We start from the raw sequence: 19,888 nt of genomic DNA on the forward strand, positions 1-19,888 counted from the left end.
GGCACGTCAGGCCGCGCCGGCCAAACGCGCGGCCTCTTCGAGGTCGACGCTGACCAGGCGGCTCACGCCGGGCTCACGCATGGTCACGCCGGACAGCTGATAGGCCGCCTCCATCGTCGCCTTGTTGTGACTGACGAACAGGAACTGCACCTTCTCGCTCATCTCCTTGACCATGTTGGCCAGGCGGCCGACGTTGGCTTCGTCCAGCGGCGCGTCGACCTCGTCCAGCAGGCAGAACGGCGCCGGGTTGAGCTGGAAGATCGCGAACACCAACGCCACCGCGGTCATCGCCTTTTCACCGCCGGACAGCAGCGAGATGTTCGATACGCGCTTGCCCGGCGGCCGCGCCATGATCGCCACGCCGGTGTCGAGAAGGTCTTCACCGGTCAGCTCCAGATAGGCATGACCGCCGCCGAACAGGCGCGGATACAGCGCCTGCACGCCGGCGTTGACCCGGTCGAAGGTGTCCTTGAAGCGGCCGCGGGTCTCGCGATCGATCTTGCGGATCGCGTCTTCCAGCGTTTCCAGCGCGGTGATCAGATCGGTGTTCTGCGCATCCAGATACTCCGAGCGCTGCGCGGCCTCGCCGTACTCGTGGATCGCTGCCAGATTGACCGGCTCCAGGCGACGCATGCGCCCGTCGATCTGGTTGACGCTCTGCTCCCACTCGCCGATCTCGGCGCCCTCGGGCAGCGTGTTGACCACATCCTGCAGCACGAAACCCGCCTTCTCCACCGCCGCCTGCAACTGCTCGGCGCTGAGCACCAACGCCTGCTGGTCAAGCTTGCGCTGCGAGATCCGCTCGCGCTGGGCCAGCGACTGTTCGTCGCGCTGGTGACGGGTCTGCTCGAAGCTGCGCAGCTCGCCGTCGACGCTGTCCAGCAGCGTGCGCGCCTCGGTCAGCACGCGCTCGGTGCGCACGCGCTCGCTGAGTGCGGCCTGGTGCTGGTGCTCCAGTTCTTCGACCGGCGAATCGCCCTCGCTGAGCTGGGCGACCAGATCCTCCAGGCGGGTGTCGAGCTGGCCGCGCTGGCTGTCCATGCGTTCCAGGGTCTGGCTCAGCGAGGCGATCTGGGTGCGCTGCGATTCCAGCGTCAGCGCCAGCGCGTGCGAGGCGTCGCGCACGCTGCGCGCGGTGTCGCGGGCCTGATCGCGCGCCTCGGTGAGCTGGCGGCGTTCGGCTTCCAGCGCCTGACGCACGCTTTCCAGGTCGCCCATGCGCTCGACCGCGTCCTCGAGCTTGGCGCGCGCTTCGCTCGCCTGTTCGCGGCTGACATCGAGTGATTCGATCAGCTGCGCCAGTTCATTCTCGATCCGCTCGATGCGGCCGCGCGCGGCTTCGACCTTGCCCTGATGGCTCTGCACCTGCCCGGCCAGCTCCGAGACGCTGCGATGCGCCACATACAGCTGGCGCTGCGCGTCCTCGCGCTGCTGCTCGGCGGCAAGCAACTGGTCGCGGAAACTCGAAAGCCGCTGCTCCAGCTCGGCCTCGCGCTCCTGTAATGTCTCGATCTGCGCGCGCAGCGCCTGGATCTCGCGCTCGCGCAGCAACGCGCCCTGCTTGGCCGCACCGGAACGCGACACCCGCACCCAGCCTTCGCCCAGGCGCTCGCCGTTGCGGGTGATGATCGAATCGCCATCGCCCAACTGGCGCTGCAGCGCGCGTGCTGCAGCCAGATCCTCGGCACCGTGCAGACGCGCGAGCAGGCGCCGGATCGCCAGCGGACCACGCACCTTGGCCGCCAATGACGTCGGCGCGAACTCGCCCTCGCCGGCTTCGTCGGCGACCAGCGCGATGCGGCCTTCGCCAAGCTCGCCCAGGGCATCGACCAGCGCGCCGGGATCATCCACCAGCACGCCTTCGATCAGCTGACCGAGCGCGCTCTCGACCGCGTTTTCCCAGCCGGATTCGACGTTGATGCGTTCGCCCACGCGCGTGGCCGAATCCAGCCCGCGCGCCTTCAGCCACGCCACCGCCGCGCCCTGCTCCTGGCCCAGTGCGGCCTGCTGCAGGGTTTCCAGCGACGACAGCCGGCCACGCGTGGCCTGCGCCTGCTTGCGGACTTCGGCCAGTTCAGTCTGGCTGGTGCGCTGCTGCTCCTGCAGCGCCGTCACCGTCTGCTTGCGCGACTCGACCTGTTCGGTGAGCCCATCCAGCGCGCCGCGCTGGGTTTCATGCTGAAGCTGGACCTGCTCGAAGGCCTCGTCCAGCGCCGCCAGATCCAACCCGGCGCGCTCGCCGACCAGCGCCTCGCGACGACGATCGGCCTCCAATGCCTGCCTGTCGAGGTAATCGACACGGGTGCGTTCGACCTCGCCCGCACGCGATGCCTCGCCGGTGTCGCGATTGTGGCTTTCCCAGCGCTGCTGCCAGTCGGACAGGCGCGTCTCGGCCTCGCGCAGCGCTTCCTGCTTGAATTCGTTTTCTTCGCGCAACTGCTCCAGCTGCGGCTCGGCCTGTGCCACCGCCTCCTGCAACACCGCCAATTTGCCGGAGTCGCTGCCGATATGCTGGGTCAGCTCCTGCAACTGGCTCTGCGCCTCGTCGCGCGCCTTGTACAGGCGCTGCGACAGCTCGCGCTGGTGCTGGATCTGCTGCTCGATGCGCGCCAGCGTGCTCCCCACCTGATAGACGGTGGCCTGGGCCTTGGCCAGGCCCTCCGCGCCTTCCTCGCGGCGCACGCGGCCGGTCTCGATGCGGGCCTCGGCCTCGCGCTGCTCGGCGATCAACTGCTGCAGGCGGGTCTCTTCCTGCGCCAGCTTTTCGCGCAGCCCCTGCAGGCGGCCATCGAGGCTGCGGTACTGCAACGCCTTCCACTCTGCATCCTTGACCCGGCGTTCTTCCTGCAGTCCCTGGTACTGCTCGGCCTGCTTGGCCTGCCGCTGCAGGTGCGCCAGCTGCTTGGTGATCTCCTCGCGCAGGTCGTTGAGGCGGTCCAGGTTCTCGCGGGTGTGGCGGATGCGGGTCTCGGTCTCCTTGCGGCGCTCCTTGTACTTGGAGATGCCGGCGGCTTCCTCCAGGTACATGCGCAGGTCTTCCGGGCGCGCCTCGATGATCTGGCTGATCATGCCCTGCTCGATGATCGAGTAGCTGCGCGGGCCCAGGCCGGTGCCGAGGAACAGGTCGGTGATGTCGCGTCGGCGGCACTTGGTGCCATTGAGGTAGTAGGCGCTGGAGCCGTCGCGGCTGACCGTGCGCTTGACCGAGATCTCGTTGAACGAGGCGTACTCGCCGCTGATCGCGTGGTCGGAGTTGTCGAAGATCAGCTCCACCGTCGCCTGCGCAACCGGTTTACGCGCCGCCGAGCCGGAGAAGATCACGTCGGTCAGCGAATCGCCGCGCAGGCGGCTGGCCGAGCTTTCGCCCATCACCCAGCGCACCGCGTCGATGATGTTCGACTTGCCGCAACCATTCGGACCCACAACACCGGTCATGTTGGTCGGCAGGTGCAACGTGGTTGGATCGACGAACGATTTGAAACCGGACAGCTTGATCGTGGAGAGGCGCATGAGGCGGGAGGTTCCAGTGCCAATCCGGTCACGGCGGCACCTCAGTATTCCGGGAGGAATCCGTTCGTAAACCCTTGATCCTCAAGGACACCCGGTTTCCGGAACGGCAGTCAGCGATGAGTATAGCCGGCTGTGCGCGAAAGCCGCCGGGAAGCGGTTCATCTGCGGGTGGTCCATGGGGTGTTGCCCTGCCCGGCGCCTGCCCTTTCGCATCACGCCGCCTCGACGAACTGGGTCTTCATCCAGCCCAGGAACGCCGCCACCGGCGCGCGTCGCTCGCGCCCCGGCACACACAGCACCGCGTAGGTTCCGCCAGGCACGGTGATGTCCGGCCGATACGGGCACAACACGCCTTGCGCCACCGCATCGGCGACCATCAGCGAACTTGCCAGGACCAGCCCTTGCCCTGCGGTGGCGGCCTGCAACGCGTAGTTTTCCTCACCATAGATCCGGGGCTCGGACGACAGCCACATCTCGCCGGCGGCCTCGCACCAGCGATGCCATGCCGATTCGTACAAGGTCGAATCGCGCCAACGCACCGTGATGCGCGCGGGTGCCCGCGTTGCAGCCATCGCCACCTGTGATGGCGCACCGTATACGCCAAACCGTTCCGTGAGCATGGCAAGTTCACTCAGCCCTGGATACGAGCCGCCGCCATAGCGAATGGCCAGATCCACGCCGGCATTCCGATGCAGATCGACCAGCTCCGGGCTGGTATCCAGCCGTACCTGACAGTGCGGATAGCTGTCGTAGAAGCGACCAAGCCGGGGAACCAGCCACAGCGCGGCGAACGAATACGTCGTGGTCAGAGTCAATGCCCCAGCATCCGGTTCCGGCGTGAGCCGCTCCAGCGTCCGCGCCATGTCCTGCAATGCGCCGTGCACCCCTTCGAACAACTGCGCGCCCTTGGCGGTGAGCAACAGCCCCCTGGAGCGGCGTTCGAACAAGGCAAAACCGAGAAAACGCTCCAGATTGCGGATCTGGTGCGACACCGCCGTCGGCGTCACCGACAGCTCCGCCGCGGCCCGCTTGAAGCTGAGCCAGCGCGCGGCCGCCTCGAACACCCGCAGCCCGGAAAGAGGCAATGAAGAGAACATGGTCGGCGCGCGCACATGGATGAATTCAACTCATCATCGGTGAAAAATCATCGTTTGTCGCGCGACGGCCATGATTCGAAAATCCCGTTGGATTCTCACCCATCAACACAGCTCCATCGGAATACTTGAATGAACTCAATTCATCCAGAAAAGCGACTTCTCATCCTCGTCGGAAGCCCACGCCGCGACGGCAACAGCGCCTTGATGGCGCAGGCAGTCGCCGAGGGCGCAACGCAGGCCGGCATCGACGCCAACGTATGTTTTGCCGACGACTACATCACCGGCATGCTGCCTGATACCCGGCATGCACCGCCCGTCGATGATCGCTACGGCGAGCTGTTCCTCGATCACTTCCTGCCCGCCGACGGCGTGGTGTTCTGCACGCCGATCTACTGGTACGGCATGTCGGCACAGACCAAGGCGTTCTTCGATCGATCCTTCAGCTACTACTCCGCGTCCTGTCCACAGTCCGAGGACGTCAGACGCCGTATGACCGGCAAACGCCTGGGGCTGGTCGTGGCTTCGGAAGAGAGCTACCCCGGCGTGGCGCAGGGCATCGTGCATCAACTGCAGGAATACGCACGCTACAGTCACTCGGAATTCGTCGGCCTGGTGCATGGCGTGGGCAATGCGCGGGGTGAGGTCGCGCGCGATCCAGCCAACCCACTTGCCGCTGCACGCTCACTGGGGCGAGACATCTTCGAGCGGCACTATTCGGACTATCGACTGGATACGGCACGGCCCAACGCGGTCTGGGCGGGAAAAAGCCCTGCTCACGTCGAGTAGTGATCTGCAGGAGGGGCTCTGGAGTGATCTGTAGGAGGGACTTCAGTCCCGACGGGCGGTGCCAGCAAGGCGTCGGGACTGAAGTCCCTCCCACAAAAGCCGGCCGCATCGACAGCAGAACGATGCCAGAGACCATCGCCCACCCCGAACGCGAATAAAAAAACGGGCGCCCTGAGGCGCCCGTTTTCATACAACCATAAGCCGAAAGATCAGGCGTCGGATTCGACGATGACCTTGACCGTGGTCTCGACGTCGGCGTGCAGGTGCACGACAACCTCGTACTCGCCGATCTGGCGGAACGCGCCTTCGCCCAGGATGACTTCGCTCTTGGACAGCGGCAGGCCGGCGGCGGTGAAGGCCTCGGCGATGTCGCGCGGACCGACCGAGCCGTACAGCTTGCCTTCGGTCGAAGCGTGCGCACCGATGGTCACGCTGGCACCCTCGAACTTGGCAGCGCGGGTGCTGGCCTCGTCGTGGTTGGCCTTGGCCTTGGCCTCGTACTCGGCGCGCTGCGCCTCGAACGTGGCGACATTGGCGGCGGTGGCCGGCACGGCCTTGCCCTGCGGCACCAGGAAGTTACGGCCGTAGCCCGGCTTGACGCTGACCTTGTCACCCAGGTTGCCCAGGTTGGTCACTTTCTGCAGAAGAATCAGATCCATCGTATTGCTCCGTTATTCGTTAGCGAAGGCCCGAGGCCGCCGCAACGCTTGCTGTCCGAATAGGACGGTAATGTTCGGCAGTGCTTCCCTGTAAAAGCCCGCACATGGATGTGCGGGCTTTTGTGAGGGACTCACATCAAACGTCGTGGTTGTCGGTGTACGGGATCAGCGCCAGGAAACGGGCGCGCTTGACGGCCGTGGCCAGCTGGCGCTGGTACTTCGACTTGGTGCCGGTCACGCGGCTCGGCACGATCTTGCCGTTCTCGGTGAGGTACTGGCGCAGGGTGTTGAGATCCTTGTAGTCGATCTCCTTGACACCTTCGGCAGTGAATTTGCAGAACTTGCGACGACGGAAGAACTTGGACATGGCTGTGCTCCTTAGGCGGCTTCGGCGGTGTCGCCGTCGGTGTCGGCGGCGACCGGGCTGTCACCTTCTTCGTCGTCACGACGACGACGCTCGCCACGCTCGGGCTTGTCGCCCTTCTCGTCCTTGCTCTTCATGATCAGCGACTGCTCGGTATCCGGGCCGTCACGCTTGATGACCAGGTTGCGCAGGACCGCGTCGTTGAAGCGGAAGCTCTCGACCAGCTCGTTCAGCACGGCCTGGTCGGCCTCGATGTTCAGCAGCACGTAGTGTGCCTTCACCAGGTTCTGGATCGGGTAGGCCAGCTGACGACGGCCCCAGTCTTCCAGACGGTGGATCTTGCCGTTGCCACTCTCGACCAGCGACTTGTAGCGCTCGATCATGGCCGGGACCTGTTCGCTCTGATCCGGATGGACCAGGAACACGACTTCGTAATGACGACTCATGTTTTATTACCTTTCGGATGTGGCCACGAGGGCCGGACAGCCCCCCGAGGATTCCGCGGATCGCGGACGGTGGGGCAAGGGTTCCCGCCCGGAGGCCGGACAGGAAGCGGGCAAGTATGGCAGATCAATCACTTAGCTACAAGCAACCACCCCATTCCGGGATGAGAAGCCTAGACGCGCGCCGAACCCGGCCTCAGCGGAAGTAGCGTGCCTTCAGCGGCAGCGCAGCCGCGCCGATCGCACAGGCGTCGGCGGGGGCCTCGGCCGGCAGCAGCACCGGCAGCGGGCGCGCCTGGCCGCGACGTGGCTGGTTGTCGATGCGCACCGCGTCGATCAGCCGCCGCGCCAGATCGACCGGCAACCGGCCACCGAAGATGATCGCCTGCGGGTCGAGTACCGCGGTGATCGCCGAGGCGATCAGCGACACGCCCGGCGCGCCACGCGCAAGCCAGCGCTCGATCGCCGGCCAGGCCGGGTCGTAGGCGTCCAGCAGCGCGCGTACATCCGGCAACCGCACGCCGTCCTCCTCCAGCAGTTGCCGCAGCAGCTCCAGGGTGGCCCGCTCCATGCCCAGCGCCGGCAGCATGCCGGCGACCTCGCCGGCATTGCCGTGCGCACCGCGCATCACGTCGCCGTTCACCACCATGCCACCACCCAGCCCGTAGCTGAAATAGAGATAGGCGAAGTCGCGGTGGCGACATCCGGCACCGAGCATGGCCTCCCCGGCGGCGGCAACACTGCCGTCGTTGTCCACCCAGACCGGCTGGCCGCAAGCCTCGGCCAGCCACGGGCCGATCGCCATGTCGCCAAGCGCGCGCAGCGGATCGGGGGGATTGATGCGGGAGTCCCCGCCGGTGAAGAAGCCGGTCATCGCCACGCCGATGCCCAGGCGCGGCCCCAGCGGGGCATCCAGTCCGGCCTGCAGCGCCGCGTCGGCCTCGCGCAACTGCGCCAGCACCGCCTCAGGGGTTCCGGCGGCCAACGGCACTTCATGCCGGCCGCGGACCTGGCCGGCAAAATCCAGTGCCACCAGGGTCAGGGCATCGGTGGCGATCGACACCCCGAGCGTATGCCCATGATCTGCCACCAGCGACACTGCCACGCCGGGCTTGCCACGGCCGCCGCGGGCCAGCGTCGCGCCCATCGTGACCAGGCCGCGCGTCTCCAATCCCTCGATCAGACGCACCGCGGTCTGTACCGTCAGGCCGGTGCCGCGGCTCAGATCGGCCCGGGTGAGCACGCCGGCCAGGCGCAGCCGGTCGAGCATGTCGCGCTCGTTGGTACTCAACGGTGGGAACGGCAAGGCTTGCAGGGGCAGCGCGGGCGCGATCGGGGCGGTCATCGGGAGGCGGGGGAAACGGGGGCGGCGCAAGCATAACCATGCGCATGGAAATAATTAAGTCACACTTAGTTATTAATTTACACGGCATGTCATCCACCCCTCACAGGCTCCTCATGCCCACCGCCCCTCCCCGCCCGCGTATCACGGCGCGCCTTTCGCTACTGGCTCTCGGCCTCGGCACGGCGCTTGCCGCGCAGGCCCAGCAAGCCCCCGCGCCGACCGAACTGGACGCGGTCCAGGTCAGTGGCCAGAACCTGTCGATCCGCCAGGCGATCGCCGCCAAGCGCGAAGCCGGCGTGGTCTCCGACGGTGTGGCTGCCGACGATATCGGCTCGATCCCCGACTTCGGCCTGGGCGAGGCGCTGCAACGCGTGCCCGGCGTGTCGATGATCATCAACAACGGACGCGGCGAAGCGCAGTTCATGAGCCTGCGTGGCTTCAACCCCGACTACAACAGCGTGCTGATCGACGGCGTCGCCCTGCCCTCCACCGAAACCAGCCGGCGGATCCAGTCGCTGGACGTGATCCCGGCTTCGCTGGTGCAGCAGGCGGATGTCTACAAGACCTTCAACGCCGACATGGACAGCAATGCGATCGGCGGCATTGCCTCGCTGCATACCCGCAGTGCCTTCGATCATCCCGGACCGTTCGCCAGCGTGCGTGCCAACGTCGCCGACTGGGAGAACCGCCGCCAATTGCAGAGTTCCGGTCCCTCCGGGCAGGTGCAGGGCATCTTCAGCAATACCTTCGGTGCGGACAACCATTTCGGCGTGGTGCTCTCGGCCGACTACTTCCGTCGCGATTCCTCGTCGCTGGATACCGCGATCGACAGCTACAGCTATTACCAGAACGGTGTTCGCCAGACCCTGACGCCGGGCACGGACACCACCGGCATGGCGGTGGCGCCGGATCGCTTCCGCGCACTGACCTACGACAACGTGCGCCAGCGCCGCAGCCTGTTCGGCAAGCTCGAATACGACGATGGCGACAGCCTCAAACTCGCCCTCAGCGCCGGCACGTTCGAGCACACCAATGACGAGCAGCGCCGCTCGCAGTTCATCAACCGCAGCGGCAACGCAACGGTTACCGACCAGGACGACGGCCGCTACGCGCAAGGCACCGCCCAGGTCGATGCGGACGCGTTCTACCAGACCCGGCAGCTGCGCTACGCCCAGCTCGGCGGCAGCTACCGGCCCAACGACGAAGGCCGCCTGGACATGGTGATCAACCGCGCCCGTGGCAGCTATCGCCAGGACACCCGCGAGGACGTGTTCACCAGCGCCGCCTCGTCGCAACTCGGCTTTGCCTACAGCGGCGTCGGCGATAGTCGTCCGGGCATCGCGCTCACCAATCCGGCCTACTACACCGATCCCGGCAACTACCAGCAGTCCTACTTCTTCAACCGGGTCGAGCGCAGCAGCACCGACACCACCACGATCAAGCTCGACTACAGCCAGAACGCCGATGCGGATGCCACCGGCTGGGGCCTGCGCACCGGCCTGCAGTACCGCGACCTCGGCCAGCGCTACGACCTCGACGAGGTGCGCTACAACCCCACCGGCAGGGTCACCCTCGACCAGATCGGCAGCGACGACGCCCGGGTCTGCCCGTATGCCGACTTCAGTTGCCTGCTGCTGATCGATCCGGCCAAGGTCGCCGCCTACTTCGCCGCACATCCTTCGGCCTACGCATTGGCCTCGACCAACACCCGCAACAGCACGATCAGCGATTTCCACATCGACGAACGCGACGGCGCCGCCTATCTGATGGGCACCTGGCATGGCGAACGCACCCAGGCCACGTTCGGCCTGCGCAACGAATTCCTGCAGCGGAGCGTGACCAGTCCCGTGCCGCAACCGCTGACCAGCACCACCAACTACGTGCAGCAGCAGAGCGACAGCGACAACCGCTACCTGCTGCCGTCAGCGAATTTCGCCTGGGACGTAACGCCGGCACTGAAGCTGCGCCTGGCCGGCAGCCGTACCCTCGGCCTGCCCACCTATGGCGACATCGGCCAGAACAGCACGCCGACCGTCAACACCGCGGGCATGACGATCACCCGCAGCATCGCCAATCCGGAACTGAGCCCGCGCCGCTCCGACAACTTCGACCTGTCGCTGGAGTGGTATCCGGATCGCGATGCGCAGCTGTCGGTGGCGCTGTTCCACAAGCGCATCGCCAACGAGATCGTGCGCCTGACCAGCACCGACTTCCAGACCAACCCCGAGGGCCTGACCGGCACCTACCAGGTCACCACCACCCAGGCGGTCAATGCCGGCGACGCACGCGTGAACGGCGTGGAGTTCACCGCGATCGATACCCGTTTCGACTTCCTGCCGGGCGCCTGGTCGCACCTGGGTGCGTCCGCCAACCTGACCCTGCTCGACGCACAGACCAGCAACATCCAGATGGCCGACGGCAGCCTGCGCACCCTGCCCGCGCTGCTGGAATCGCCCAAGCGCAGCGCCAATGCCTCGGTGCTCTATGACCTGGGTCCGTTCAGCGCGCGCGTCAGCGCCAACTACACCGGCAAGCAGTTGATCTCGGCGGCCACCGACAACCGCGTCAATGACCGCTACTACGACGCGATCACCACCTACGACGCGCAGCTGGCCTGGCGCTTCAACCCGCACCTGCGCCTGACCGTGCAGGGCAAGAACCTGAGCAACGCTCGCCTGACCCGCGTCGCCGGTCTGGATCAGGAACTGCTGCGCGAGCAGCTCGACAACGGCCGTGCTTACTACCTGGGAGTGGACTATGCGTTCTGAATTCACCTGGCCCGCGGCCCTTGCCGGCCTGTTGCTGGCGGTGTCACCCGCCATCGCGGAGACATCGCCGCCGGCGCCGGGTTTCATCCCGATCGAGACCGTGGTGAGCGGTGACTGCTGGGGCCGCTGGCCCGACGACGTGCTTGCCGCGGTACGGACCTGTGCCCCGGCCGACGGCAACCGCCTGGCGTTGCGGGTGATCGACGACGAAACCGGCCCCGCGCGGGTTGGCATCGATGAGGACTGTGGCGCGGCGCGCTGCGCGTCCCTGAGCGAGGTGCTGCTGGCTGCGCCGCAGCGACACCTGTTGCTGCGCACACCTGCTGCCCGCATCGATGCGGTGCTGGCGGCACTGGACGCGGCGCAGGCACGTGCCCGCGTCGTCGTCGAACCGCTGCTGCAACGACCGCAGGGCGCCAGTGAGCCGATCACGCTAGCACCGGGCGTGCGCTACTGGCACCAGCGCGCGGACGGACCGACGCCGGTGCTGCTCCACATCGCCGAGATCGATCTGGACACGCCAGGCCTGCATCTGGTCGGCACGCCCGGCGACCGCAGCGGCGGCGCTGAGTTCATCGCCACGCCGACCACCGCGTTCGTGCGCGAACACGGCCTGGTGCTGGCGATCAACACGGACTACTTCCTGCCGTTCGACGGCGGCCACCTGCTCGACAAGCCGTTCGTGCCCGCTCTGGGACAAGGCGTCACCGCCGAGGGTCTGGCGATCACCGACGGGCGCATCGATTCCGACGCCCGCACCGAGGATCGCCGTGTCGATGCCGCGTTCTGCGTCGATGCGCGCGGCCGCGCCGCGATCGTGCATGGCACCTGCCCGCGCGGCACGCGCCTGGGCGTAGGTGCCGGGCCGCTGTTGCTGCTCGGCGGGCAACGCCAACCACGCGAGGCCAGCCGCAAGGAGTATTACGACAAGCCCGAGCCGCGCAGTGCGATCGGTCTGGATCGTGCACGGCACCGGTTGTGGATGGTGGTCGCCGACGGCCGCCAGCCCGGCTACAGCGAGGGGATGAGCCTGGATGCGCTGACTGCGGTGTTCGAGCAGCTCGGCGCCGATGCGGCGATGAATCTCGACGGCGGCGGTTCCGGCACGCTGGCGGCGCGGGTGGATGGTCGGGTACGCACACTCAACACCCCGATCCACACCGGCATTCCAGGCCGCGAACGCGCGGTGGCCAACCAGTTGGGCGTGCGCATCGACGGTACGCCCTGAAAGCGCCTGCCGATGGCGGCTTGATCCGGTCCGGCCCGCGGGCCGGATCAGCCAGTGCGGCTCCCCATCGCCGGCCAGATTGCGACCGCACTGATCGCAGCCCCCGCCACGCCCAGCCACGCGGCCTGGTCCAGCGCCCCGGCGTAATCAGCGCCGGGCAGCAGTACCTCCGGCCCCAGGACATGGCCCAGCGCAACCAGCGACAGCGCGATCCCCAGCTTGGTCATCAGGGTGAAGACGCTGTAGTTCAACGTGTCCGAGCGCCGCCCCATGGCGTCGTTGTGCCCATGGATCAGGTTCGCGGCCGCGCCCCAGAGCAGCATGCCGCTGCCGAATGCACCACCGCCGTAGAGGAAGGCAAAAACATCCAGCCACATATCGCCTGCGTCACCGGGAGCCCTGAAGGCTCCGGCCAAGCCCAGACAGGCGCCCGCCGACAGCCCTACCGCCAGCAGGAACGCCACGTACTCCCCCGATCGCGATACCACCCGCCAGAACACCGGCAGGAACAGCAGCGTTCCCAGCGAGAACGCGATCAGCGCGTGCGAACGCGCCCCCAGATACGGGAGCATCCGGCCCACGACCGACACCGTGCCGGCGTTGACCAATGCCGCCAACAACAACCAGAAAAAGCGTGGCGGGAAACGCATCCGCAATCCCGGCCAGGGCTCATCTTCCGATCGCCCCGGTCGCACATCGGCAGACTCCTCCGACCGCCGCCTCACCCGCCGCACGAGCAGCCAGGACGACAGCAGTGCCGGCAGGCATACCAGTGCCACGAACGCTGCCAGACCCATGTCCGTCGTCATGCGTTCATCCAGCCAGACGTAGGCGATGCCGGTCACGGCGACCCGCGCCGCCGCGCTGAGCAGGTAACGTCCGGAGGAAAGCTGCAACACCTCAGCCTCATTGTGCGAAAGCACCGAGGTGAGCGCGTTCTGCGGCAGGTCGTAGAGCTTGTAGCAGAGCTGGAACAGCAGCCCCAGGCATAACGCGTGGAGCAAGGGCGGCAACACATCGAAGACCGAAAACAGTGCCATGAAGGCAACCACCGAGAGCAACGCCCCCCACCACTGCAAGCGGGCCAGCCGCGCAACCGTATCCGGCCCACGGCCGATCCACAGCCCCGCCGCCAGATCCGACAGCGCACCGAACACCATCAGCGCCATCGCCACCGCGCCCATGGTCGGTGGCGGCAACCGCAGCCAATGGGTCAGGAAATAGGCAAAGAACAGGTCATAGGCATGCCAGACCAGACTTTTCCCGCCATGCGCGGCCAGGTAGTAGCGGAACTGTGCCTGCATGAGCCCCCTCGTATGGCCTGAGCCTCAAGCCTGGGGCAGAAATGATTCAAGCTTGTTGCATGGCCGGCGCACCGGACTTGCCGGAGGACGTCTAGGCGTGCTCGGCGTCCGTCGTGAAGCTCTCGCCACAGCCACACTCGGCGGCGGCGTTGGGGTTCTTGAAGGTGAAGGTCTCGCTCAGGCCGTGCTTGCCGAAGTCGATGCAGGTGCCATCCACCAGCGGCAGGCTCTGTGCGTCCACGTAGATGCGCACGCCTTCCTGCTCGAACACCGCGTCATCCTCGCGCTTTTCGCGCGCCAGGTCGGTGATGTGGCCCCAGCCCGAGCAGCCGGTGCGGGTCACGCCGAAACGCAGGCCCAGCGCGCCGGGCGTCTGCTGGACGAAGCGCTGCACACGTTCGAGGGCGACGGGGGTAAGGGTGATGGCCATGCGATCCAACTCCGGACTGACTTGACGATTATACGAGGCGGGACCTGTAGGAGGGGCTTCAGCCCCGACGGGCTTTGCCGCGAAAGCCTGTCGGGGCTGAAGCCCCTCCCACAGGGGCCTCCGTAAAGATGGGGATTGACGCCAGCCGAACAACCCTGCGCCATTCAGGTACCTCGCACCCGCTTCGCTACCCCTTTAAACTGCCCGGCCCATACAGACGGTTTGCCGTGGCAAAGGAACAATCATGACGGTGGTCAGCGTTGAACATGCGCTTGCTGGGAAGATCCCGGCCGGCGGCCAAGTGACGGTCCGTGGCTGGGTGCGTACCCGGCGCGATTCCAAGGCGGGCCTGAGCTTCGTCAATGTCAGCGACGGTTCCTGCTTCGCCGCGATCCAGGTGGTCGCCCCGGCCGACCTGCCCAATTACGAGTCGGAAGTGAAGAAGCTCACCGCCGGCTGCTCGGTGATCGCCACCGGCACACTCGTGGCCTCGCAGGGCCAGGGCCAGAGCTTCGAGATCCAGGCCAGCTCGCTGGACGTGGTCGGCTGGGTCGAAGACCCGGAGACCTATCCGATCCAGCCCAAGCCGCACTCGCTGGAATTCCTGCGCGAAGTGGCGCACCTGCGCCCGCGCACCAACCTGTTCGGCGCGGTCACCCGCATCCGCAACTGCCTGTCGCAGGCGGTGCACCGTTTCTTCCACGAGAACGGCTACCTGTGGATCTCCACGCCGATCATCACCACCTCCGATGCCGAAGGCGCCGGGCAGATGTTCCGCGTCTCCACGCTGGACCTGGCCAACCTGCCGCGCACCGACAAGGGCGAGGTGGATTTCAGCCGCGACTTCTTCGGCAAGGAAACCTTCCTGACCGTGTCCGGCCAGCTCAACGTCGAGGCCTACGCGCTGGCGCTGAGCAAGGTCTACACCTTCGGCCCGACCTTCCGCGCCGAGAACAGCCACACCACCCGCCATCTGGCCGAGTTCTGGATGATCGAGCCGGAGATCGCCTTCGCCGACCTGGCCGAAGACGCACGCGTGGCCGAGCAGTTCCTCAAGTACCTGTTCAAGGCGGTGCTGGAGGAACGTGCCGACGATCTGGCCTTCATCGCCGAGCGCGTGGACAAGACCGCGATCAGCAAGCTGGAGAACTTCATCAACTCGCCGTTCGAGCGGATCGAGTACGGCGATGCGATCACGCTGCTGCAGAAGTCCGGCAAGAAGTTCGACTTCCCGGTCGAATGGGGCCTGGACCTGCAGACCGAGCACGAGCGCTGGCTGACCGAGGAACACGTCGGCCGCCCGGTGGTGGTGACCAACTATCCCGAGCATTTCAAGGCGTTCTACATGCGCCTGAACGACGACGGCAAGACCGTCGCGGCGATGGACGTGCTGGCGCCGGGCATCGGCGAAATCATCGGCGGCTCGCAGCGCGAGGAACGCCTGGACGTGCTGGATAAGCGCATGGCGCAGTTCGGCCTGGATCCGGAGCACTACCAGTGGTACCGCGACTTCCGGCGCTACGGTGCGGTGCCGTCGGCCGGCTTCGGCCTGGGCTTCGAGCGCCTGGTGGTATACGTCTGCGGCCTGTCCAACATCCGCGACGCGATTCCCTACCCACGCGCGCCGGGCAGCGCGGAGTTCTGAGGTGAGCACGCTGCAGCTGGCAGTGACAGTACAGCTGGCGCTATATGCGGTGGCGATCGTGGCGGCGCTGGTCGCCATGGCCCGCTTCGTGAAGCTGCAGCGGCTGGCCTCGCGCCATGGCGGCGGGTCGTGGTGGGACACCAGCGAGGCCCGCGTCGCCGTGACCCACGCGGTCAAACCGCTGTGGATCACCGCCGCCGCGTTGTTGCTGGGCGCGTTCGCACCACGCCTGATGGGGGCGATGCATCCATGACGCTGTTCTTCGCACTGTGCTTCGTCGGCGTCGCGGTGGCCGGGTTCTGCGCGTTCGTGATCTTCTGGCCATTGACGCTGGTGCATATCCGCGACCGCCATCCGGCGCTGGCCGAGGCGTTCGGCCCGGGGGCCTTCCTCAAGCCGGCGGCGCTGCACTGGCTGCTGGCACGGCGCTACCGGAGCGAGCGCGACGGCGGCCTGTCCGGGCTGGCCACGCCAGCGTGGCTGGCGCTGCTGACCATTTTCACCGGGCTGGGTATGGCCGCCCTGCTCGGCCTGTTGTCCAAGGTGATGCAATGAACGATTTCAATGACACACACGACCAGTGGTGGCTGGCCAGCCTCGGCCGGCTGCTGATCTGGGCGCGGCTGCGAGTGAAGGAAGCCGGCACGGCCGAAGTGCTCGACAGCGACGGCAAACTGCTGACCTACGACAGCGAGGACAGCGCGCGCGCCGCATTGTTCGACGCCGAGTTCGTCACCTTCGAGGGCCTGGACGAGGAAGACGCGCTCGCACGCGGCTTCTCGCTGGACGAGATCGCGCCGCCGCAGGCTACCAACGACGAAGAACTGCAGGGCCGGATGACGGTCACGCTGGGACATCGCGCCTAGATGTACACGCCCCGTGCCTTCGCCGGCAGCGACCTGGCCGCACTCGACCACCTGGTCGCCCGCGATCCGTTCGTCACGCTGATCACGCCCGGCGCGGAACTGCTGCCACGGATCAGTCATCTGCCGGTGCTGTATGCGCGCGATGGCGACAAGGTGGTGCTGGAAGGCCATTGGGCACGTCCCAATCCGCAGGCCACCCACGAAGGCGAAGCGCTGGTCATCGTGCATGGTCCACACACTTACGTTTCTCCCAGCTGGTATCCGGACAAGGACGCCGCCGCGCGCGTACCGACCTGGAACTACGTCACCGCCCACCTGCATGGCCGGCTGCAGCCGATCCGCGAGGAAGCCGCGCTGGCGGACCTGGTGACCCGGCTCAGTGACACGTTCGAGGCGAGTGTCGGCAGCGACTGGCAATTCGAGACCGATCGTCCCGAACACATGCGCCAGCTGCGCGGCATCGTCGGCTTTCGTTTCGAGACAACCTCGATCGAACTCAAGCTCAAGCTGAGCCAGAACCACCCGGAAGCCAACGTCGATGCGGTGATCGCAGCGCTGGGCAGCCAGCCACCGCAGAATGCGCACGAGATTGCCGCCTGGATGCAGCGCTGGCGCCTACACCGCGATATCGCGGCTGACTCATCCCCCATCCAGCCACCTCGCGGCCCTGGAGTCACACGATGAATTCCCTGACCCAACTGCTCGACAACAACCGCGAATGGTCCGAACGGATCAACAAGGAAGACCCCGAGTTCTTCGCGCGGCTGTCCAAGCAGCAGAAACCCGAATACCTGTGGATCGGCTGTTCCGATTCGCGCGTGCCCGCCAACCAGATCATCGACATGGCACCGGGCGAGGTGTTCGTCCACCGCAATGTCGCCAACGTGGTCGTGCACACCGATCTGAACTGCCTGTCCACGATCCAGTTCGCGGTCGACGTGCTGAAGGTCAAGCACATCCTGGTGGTCGGCCACTACGGCTGTGGCGGTGTCTACGCCAGCCTGACCCAGCAACGTCTGGGTCTGGTCGACAACTGGATCCGCCACGTCACCGACGTCGCCGACAAGCATGCCGACTGCCTGCACCACGCCGGTGGATTGCCGTTGCAGCATGCACGCCTGTGCGAGCTCAACGTGCTGGAGCAGGTCGTGCACGTGGCCGGCACCACCGTCGTGCAGGATGCGTGGAGTCGCGGCCAGGCGCTGACGGTGCACGGCTGGGTCTACAGCCTGCGCGATGGCCTGGTACACGATCTCGGCATGGATGTCGGCCGCCCTGAAGACCTCGCCGAATGCTACCCGGCCGCGCTGGCGCGCATCCAGGCCGATCACGAAGAACGCTGACCCCGGAGCGCCCCGCCATGCTGCCCTCGCCGCTCAACCTGCAAGCCTGGATCGAGGAACACCGGCATCTGCTCAAGCCGCCGGTCGGCAACAAGTGCATCCAGCAGGGCGACTTCATCATCATGATCGTCGGCGGCCCCAACGCGCGCAGCGACTATCACTACGACGAAGGCCCCGAGTGGTTCTACCAGCTGGAAGGCGAGATGGTGCTGAAGGTGCAGGAGGATGGCGTCGCGCGCGACATCCCGATCCGCGCCGGCGAGATCTTCCTGCTGCCGCCCAAGGTTCCGCATTCGCCGCAGCGCATGCCCGATTCGATCGGGCTGGTGATCGAGCGCAAGCGCCTGCCGCATGAGCAGGATGGTTTGTTGTGGTTCTGCGAGAACTGCAACCACAAGCTGTACGAGGAATACTTCCCGCTGAAGAACATCGAGACGGACTTCCCGCCGGTGTTCGAGCGGTTCTATCGCTCGATCGAGCACCGTACCTGCAGTGTCTGCGGGGAAGTGCATCCGGTGCCGGCGCGCTACCAATCGTAGGGCCGAGCCTGCTCGGCTGGAGCGCCACCGGGAAAGCCTCAGCCGAGCAAGCTCGGCTCTACCAGGTGGCCGCCGGCTGAATGCTGTTGTGGGAGGGACTTCAGTCCCGACGAAGCCTTCCCGGGAAAGCCCCGTCGGGACTGAAGTCCCTCCCACAGGGATACACTGCGGACCCGTTTCCGCACCGCCCAGCCCATGACCGAAACGCTGTCGCGCTCCCATGCCCTCGCCCTCGACGACGCCGACCCGCTGCGCCGGTTCCGCGAGGAATTCCTGTTCCCGCGTCATGGCGACGGCGAACAGACCTACTTCGTCGGCAATTCGCTGGGGCTGCAGCCACGTGGCGCCAAGGCGCTGTTGCAGGAAGTGCTCGATCATTGGGGCACGCTCGCGGTCGAGGGCCACTTCACCGGACAGGCGCAGTGGCTGACCTACCAGGAACTGGTCACCGAGCCGCTGGCGCGCCTGGTCGGCGCCAAGCCGGTCGAAGTGGTGGCGATGAACACGCTGAGCGTCAATCTGCATCTGATGATGGTCAGCTTCTATCGCCCGACCACGCAGCGCCCGGCGATCCTGATCGAGGCCGGCGCGTTCCCGTCGGACCGGCATGCGGTGGAATCGCAGATCCGCTTCCATGGCTTCAATCCAGCTACCGATCTGATCGAAGTCGAGGCCGATGAGGGCGATGGCACGATCTCGATGGCGGCGATCGAGCGCGCCATCGCCGAGCACGGCCCGCGTCTGGCGCTGGTGCTGTGGCCCGGCATCCAGTACCGCACCGGCCAAGCCTTCGATCTGGCGCAGATCGTGCGTCTCGCACGCGCTCAGGGCGCCGCAGTTGGCTTCGATCTGGCACATGCGGTCGGCAACCTGCCGCTGTCGCTGCACGAGGACGACGCCGATTTCGCAGTGTGGTGCCACTACAAATACCTCAATGCCGGTCCCGGCGCGGTCGCCGGCTGCTTCGTGCACGAGCGCCATGCACGCGCCGATCTGCCGCGTTTCGCCGGCTGGTGGGGCCACGAGAAGCAGACCCGTTTCAGGATGGCACCGGAGTTCGTGCCGACCCCGGGCGCGGAAGGCTGGCAGCTGAGCAATCCGCCGATCCTGGCATTGGCGCCGCTGCGTGCCTCGTTGACGCTGTTCGATCAGGCCGGCATGCCGGCGCTGCGAGGCAAGTCCGAGCAGCTCACCGGATTGCTGGAAGCACTGATTCATGCACGTCTGCCGCAGGTGCTGCAGATCATCACGCCTTCCGATCCCGCGCAACGTGGCTGTCAGCTGTCGCTGCGGGTGATCGGCGGGCGCGAGCGCGGACGCTCGCTGTTCGAACATCTGCAAGCAGCCGGCGTACTCGGCGACTGGCGCGAGCCGGACGTGATCCGCATCTCGCCGGTGCCGATGTACAACCGCTTTGTCGACCTGCATCGCTTCGTCGAGGAAGTGGAAAGCTGGAGCCGCCTTTCGTAGGAGCGGCTTTAGCCGCGATGAGGCGTTCCCGTTTGAATCCCCACGCACGGATGTGCGGGCAGTTGCAGAAGGATCTGCATGAAAGCCTCAT

Annotated in this window: 19 protein-coding genes; 11 read left to right on the top strand and 8 right to left on the bottom strand. The window is 66.4% G+C overall.

Features of this window, described 5'->3' with window-relative positions:
- Positions 1–6 precede the first annotated feature (6 nt).
- Positions 7–3,510 carry a chromosome segregation protein SMC gene (gene smc / locus AC3WJE_RS05335; RefSeq protein ID WP_493729742.1) on the bottom strand — a complete coding sequence of 1,168 codons (3,504 nt, stop codon included), beginning with the start codon at positions 3,508–3,510 and terminating at the stop codon, positions 7–9.
- 212 nt (positions 3,511–3,722) lie between these two features.
- Positions 3,723–4,607, bottom strand: a complete 885-nt coding sequence (locus AC3WJE_RS05340) for a LysR substrate-binding domain-containing protein (RefSeq protein WP_493729743.1) — start codon at positions 4,605–4,607, stop codon at positions 3,723–3,725.
- A 129-nt stretch (positions 4,608–4,736) separates the two neighbouring features.
- On the opposite strand from AC3WJE_RS05340, the gene AC3WJE_RS05345 reads away from it, so the two are divergent.
- Positions 4,737–5,393: a flavodoxin family protein gene (locus AC3WJE_RS05345; protein WP_493729744.1), complete on the top strand. Its 657-nt coding sequence runs from the start codon at positions 4,737–4,739 to the stop codon at positions 5,391–5,393.
- A 209-nt stretch (positions 5,394–5,602) separates the two neighbouring features.
- Here the strand turns inward: AC3WJE_RS05345 and rplI are convergent, their stop codons facing one another.
- From rplI to AC3WJE_RS05365, 4 genes are all read right to left on the bottom strand, one after another.
- Positions 5,603–6,052 carry a 50S ribosomal protein L9 gene (gene rplI / locus AC3WJE_RS05350; RefSeq protein WP_493729745.1) on the bottom strand — a complete coding sequence of 150 codons (450 nt, stop codon included), beginning with the start codon at positions 6,050–6,052 and terminating at the stop codon, positions 5,603–5,605.
- A 136-nt stretch (positions 6,053–6,188) separates the two neighbouring features.
- Positions 6,189–6,419 (bottom strand): 30S ribosomal protein S18, encoded by a 231-nt coding sequence (rpsR, locus tag AC3WJE_RS05355; RefSeq protein ID WP_002804494.1) that lies wholly within the window; start codon positions 6,417–6,419, stop codon positions 6,189–6,191.
- 11 nt (positions 6,420–6,430) lie between these two features.
- Positions 6,431–6,862: a 30S ribosomal protein S6 gene (rpsF, locus tag AC3WJE_RS05360; RefSeq protein WP_493729746.1), complete on the bottom strand. Its 432-nt coding sequence runs from the start codon at positions 6,860–6,862 to the stop codon at positions 6,431–6,433.
- 193 nt (positions 6,863–7,055) lie between these two features.
- Positions 7,056–8,204 carry an ROK family transcriptional regulator gene (locus AC3WJE_RS05365; protein ID WP_493729747.1) on the bottom strand — a complete coding sequence of 383 codons (1,149 nt, stop codon included), beginning with the start codon at positions 8,202–8,204 and terminating at the stop codon, positions 7,056–7,058.
- Positions 8,205–8,317: 113 nt separating this feature from the next.
- Between AC3WJE_RS05365 and AC3WJE_RS05370 the strand changes: the two genes are divergently transcribed.
- Positions 8,318–10,972, top strand: coding sequence for a TonB-dependent receptor (locus AC3WJE_RS05370; RefSeq protein ID WP_493729748.1), 2,655 nt, complete (start codon positions 8,318–8,320; stop codon positions 10,970–10,972).
- Positions 10,962–12,200 carry a phosphodiester glycosidase family protein gene (locus AC3WJE_RS05375; RefSeq protein WP_493729749.1) on the top strand — a complete coding sequence of 413 codons (1,239 nt, stop codon included), beginning with the start codon at positions 10,962–10,964 and terminating at the stop codon, positions 12,198–12,200. The genes AC3WJE_RS05370 and AC3WJE_RS05375 overlap by 11 nt, the downstream gene beginning before the upstream one ends.
- A 47-nt stretch (positions 12,201–12,247) precedes the next feature.
- Here AC3WJE_RS05375 and AC3WJE_RS05380 read toward each other — a convergent pair whose 3' ends face one another.
- Both AC3WJE_RS05380 and AC3WJE_RS05385 read right to left on the bottom strand, forming a co-directional pair.
- Positions 12,248–13,504 (bottom strand): MFS transporter, encoded by a 1,257-nt coding sequence (locus AC3WJE_RS05380; protein WP_493729750.1) that lies wholly within the window; start codon positions 13,502–13,504, stop codon positions 12,248–12,250.
- Positions 13,505–13,595: 91 nt separating this feature from the next.
- A complete protein-coding gene (locus AC3WJE_RS05385) occupies positions 13,596–13,934 on the bottom strand; it encodes a HesB/IscA family protein (RefSeq protein ID WP_493729751.1) in 339 nt (112 codons plus the stop codon).
- Positions 13,935–14,178: 244 nt separating this feature from the next.
- Between AC3WJE_RS05385 and asnS the strand changes: the two genes are divergently transcribed.
- The 8 genes from asnS (at position 14,179) to kynU (ending at position 19,797) form a co-directional block, all read left to right on the top strand.
- Positions 14,179–15,579, top strand: a complete 1,401-nt coding sequence (asnS, locus tag AC3WJE_RS05390; protein WP_493729752.1) for an asparagine--tRNA ligase — start codon at positions 14,179–14,181, stop codon at positions 15,577–15,579.
- Position 15,580: 1 nt separating this feature from the next.
- On the top strand, positions 15,581–15,832 hold the full coding sequence (locus tag AC3WJE_RS05395; protein WP_493729753.1) for a hypothetical protein: 252 nt from the start codon (positions 15,581–15,583) through the stop codon (positions 15,830–15,832).
- Positions 15,829–16,134, top strand: a complete 306-nt coding sequence (locus tag AC3WJE_RS05400) for a hypothetical protein (RefSeq protein ID WP_493729754.1) — start codon at positions 15,829–15,831, stop codon at positions 16,132–16,134. Before AC3WJE_RS05395 ends, AC3WJE_RS05400 begins: the two co-directional genes overlap by 4 nt.
- On the top strand, positions 16,131–16,445 hold the full coding sequence (locus AC3WJE_RS05405) for a hypothetical protein (protein WP_493729755.1): 315 nt from the start codon (positions 16,131–16,133) through the stop codon (positions 16,443–16,445). The genes AC3WJE_RS05400 and AC3WJE_RS05405 overlap by 4 nt, the downstream gene beginning before the upstream one ends.
- Positions 16,446–17,129, top strand: coding sequence for an FMN-binding negative transcriptional regulator (locus AC3WJE_RS05410; RefSeq protein ID WP_493729756.1), 684 nt, complete (start codon positions 16,446–16,448; stop codon positions 17,127–17,129).
- A complete protein-coding gene (gene can, locus AC3WJE_RS05415; RefSeq protein WP_493729757.1) occupies positions 17,126–17,788 on the top strand; it encodes a carbonate dehydratase in 663 nt (220 codons plus the stop codon). Before AC3WJE_RS05410 ends, can begins: the two co-directional genes overlap by 4 nt.
- A 17-nt stretch (positions 17,789–17,805) precedes the next feature.
- On the top strand, positions 17,806–18,327 hold the full coding sequence (locus AC3WJE_RS05420) for a 3-hydroxyanthranilate 3,4-dioxygenase (RefSeq protein ID WP_493729758.1): 522 nt from the start codon (positions 17,806–17,808) through the stop codon (positions 18,325–18,327).
- A 195-nt stretch (positions 18,328–18,522) separates the two neighbouring features.
- Positions 18,523–19,797 (top strand): kynureninase, encoded by a 1,275-nt coding sequence (gene kynU / locus AC3WJE_RS05425; RefSeq protein WP_493729759.1) that lies wholly within the window; start codon positions 18,523–18,525, stop codon positions 19,795–19,797.
- Positions 19,798–19,888: the final 91 nt, after the last annotated feature.

The organism is Pseudomonas sp. GW821-FHT07E12, from assembly GCF_058986605.1.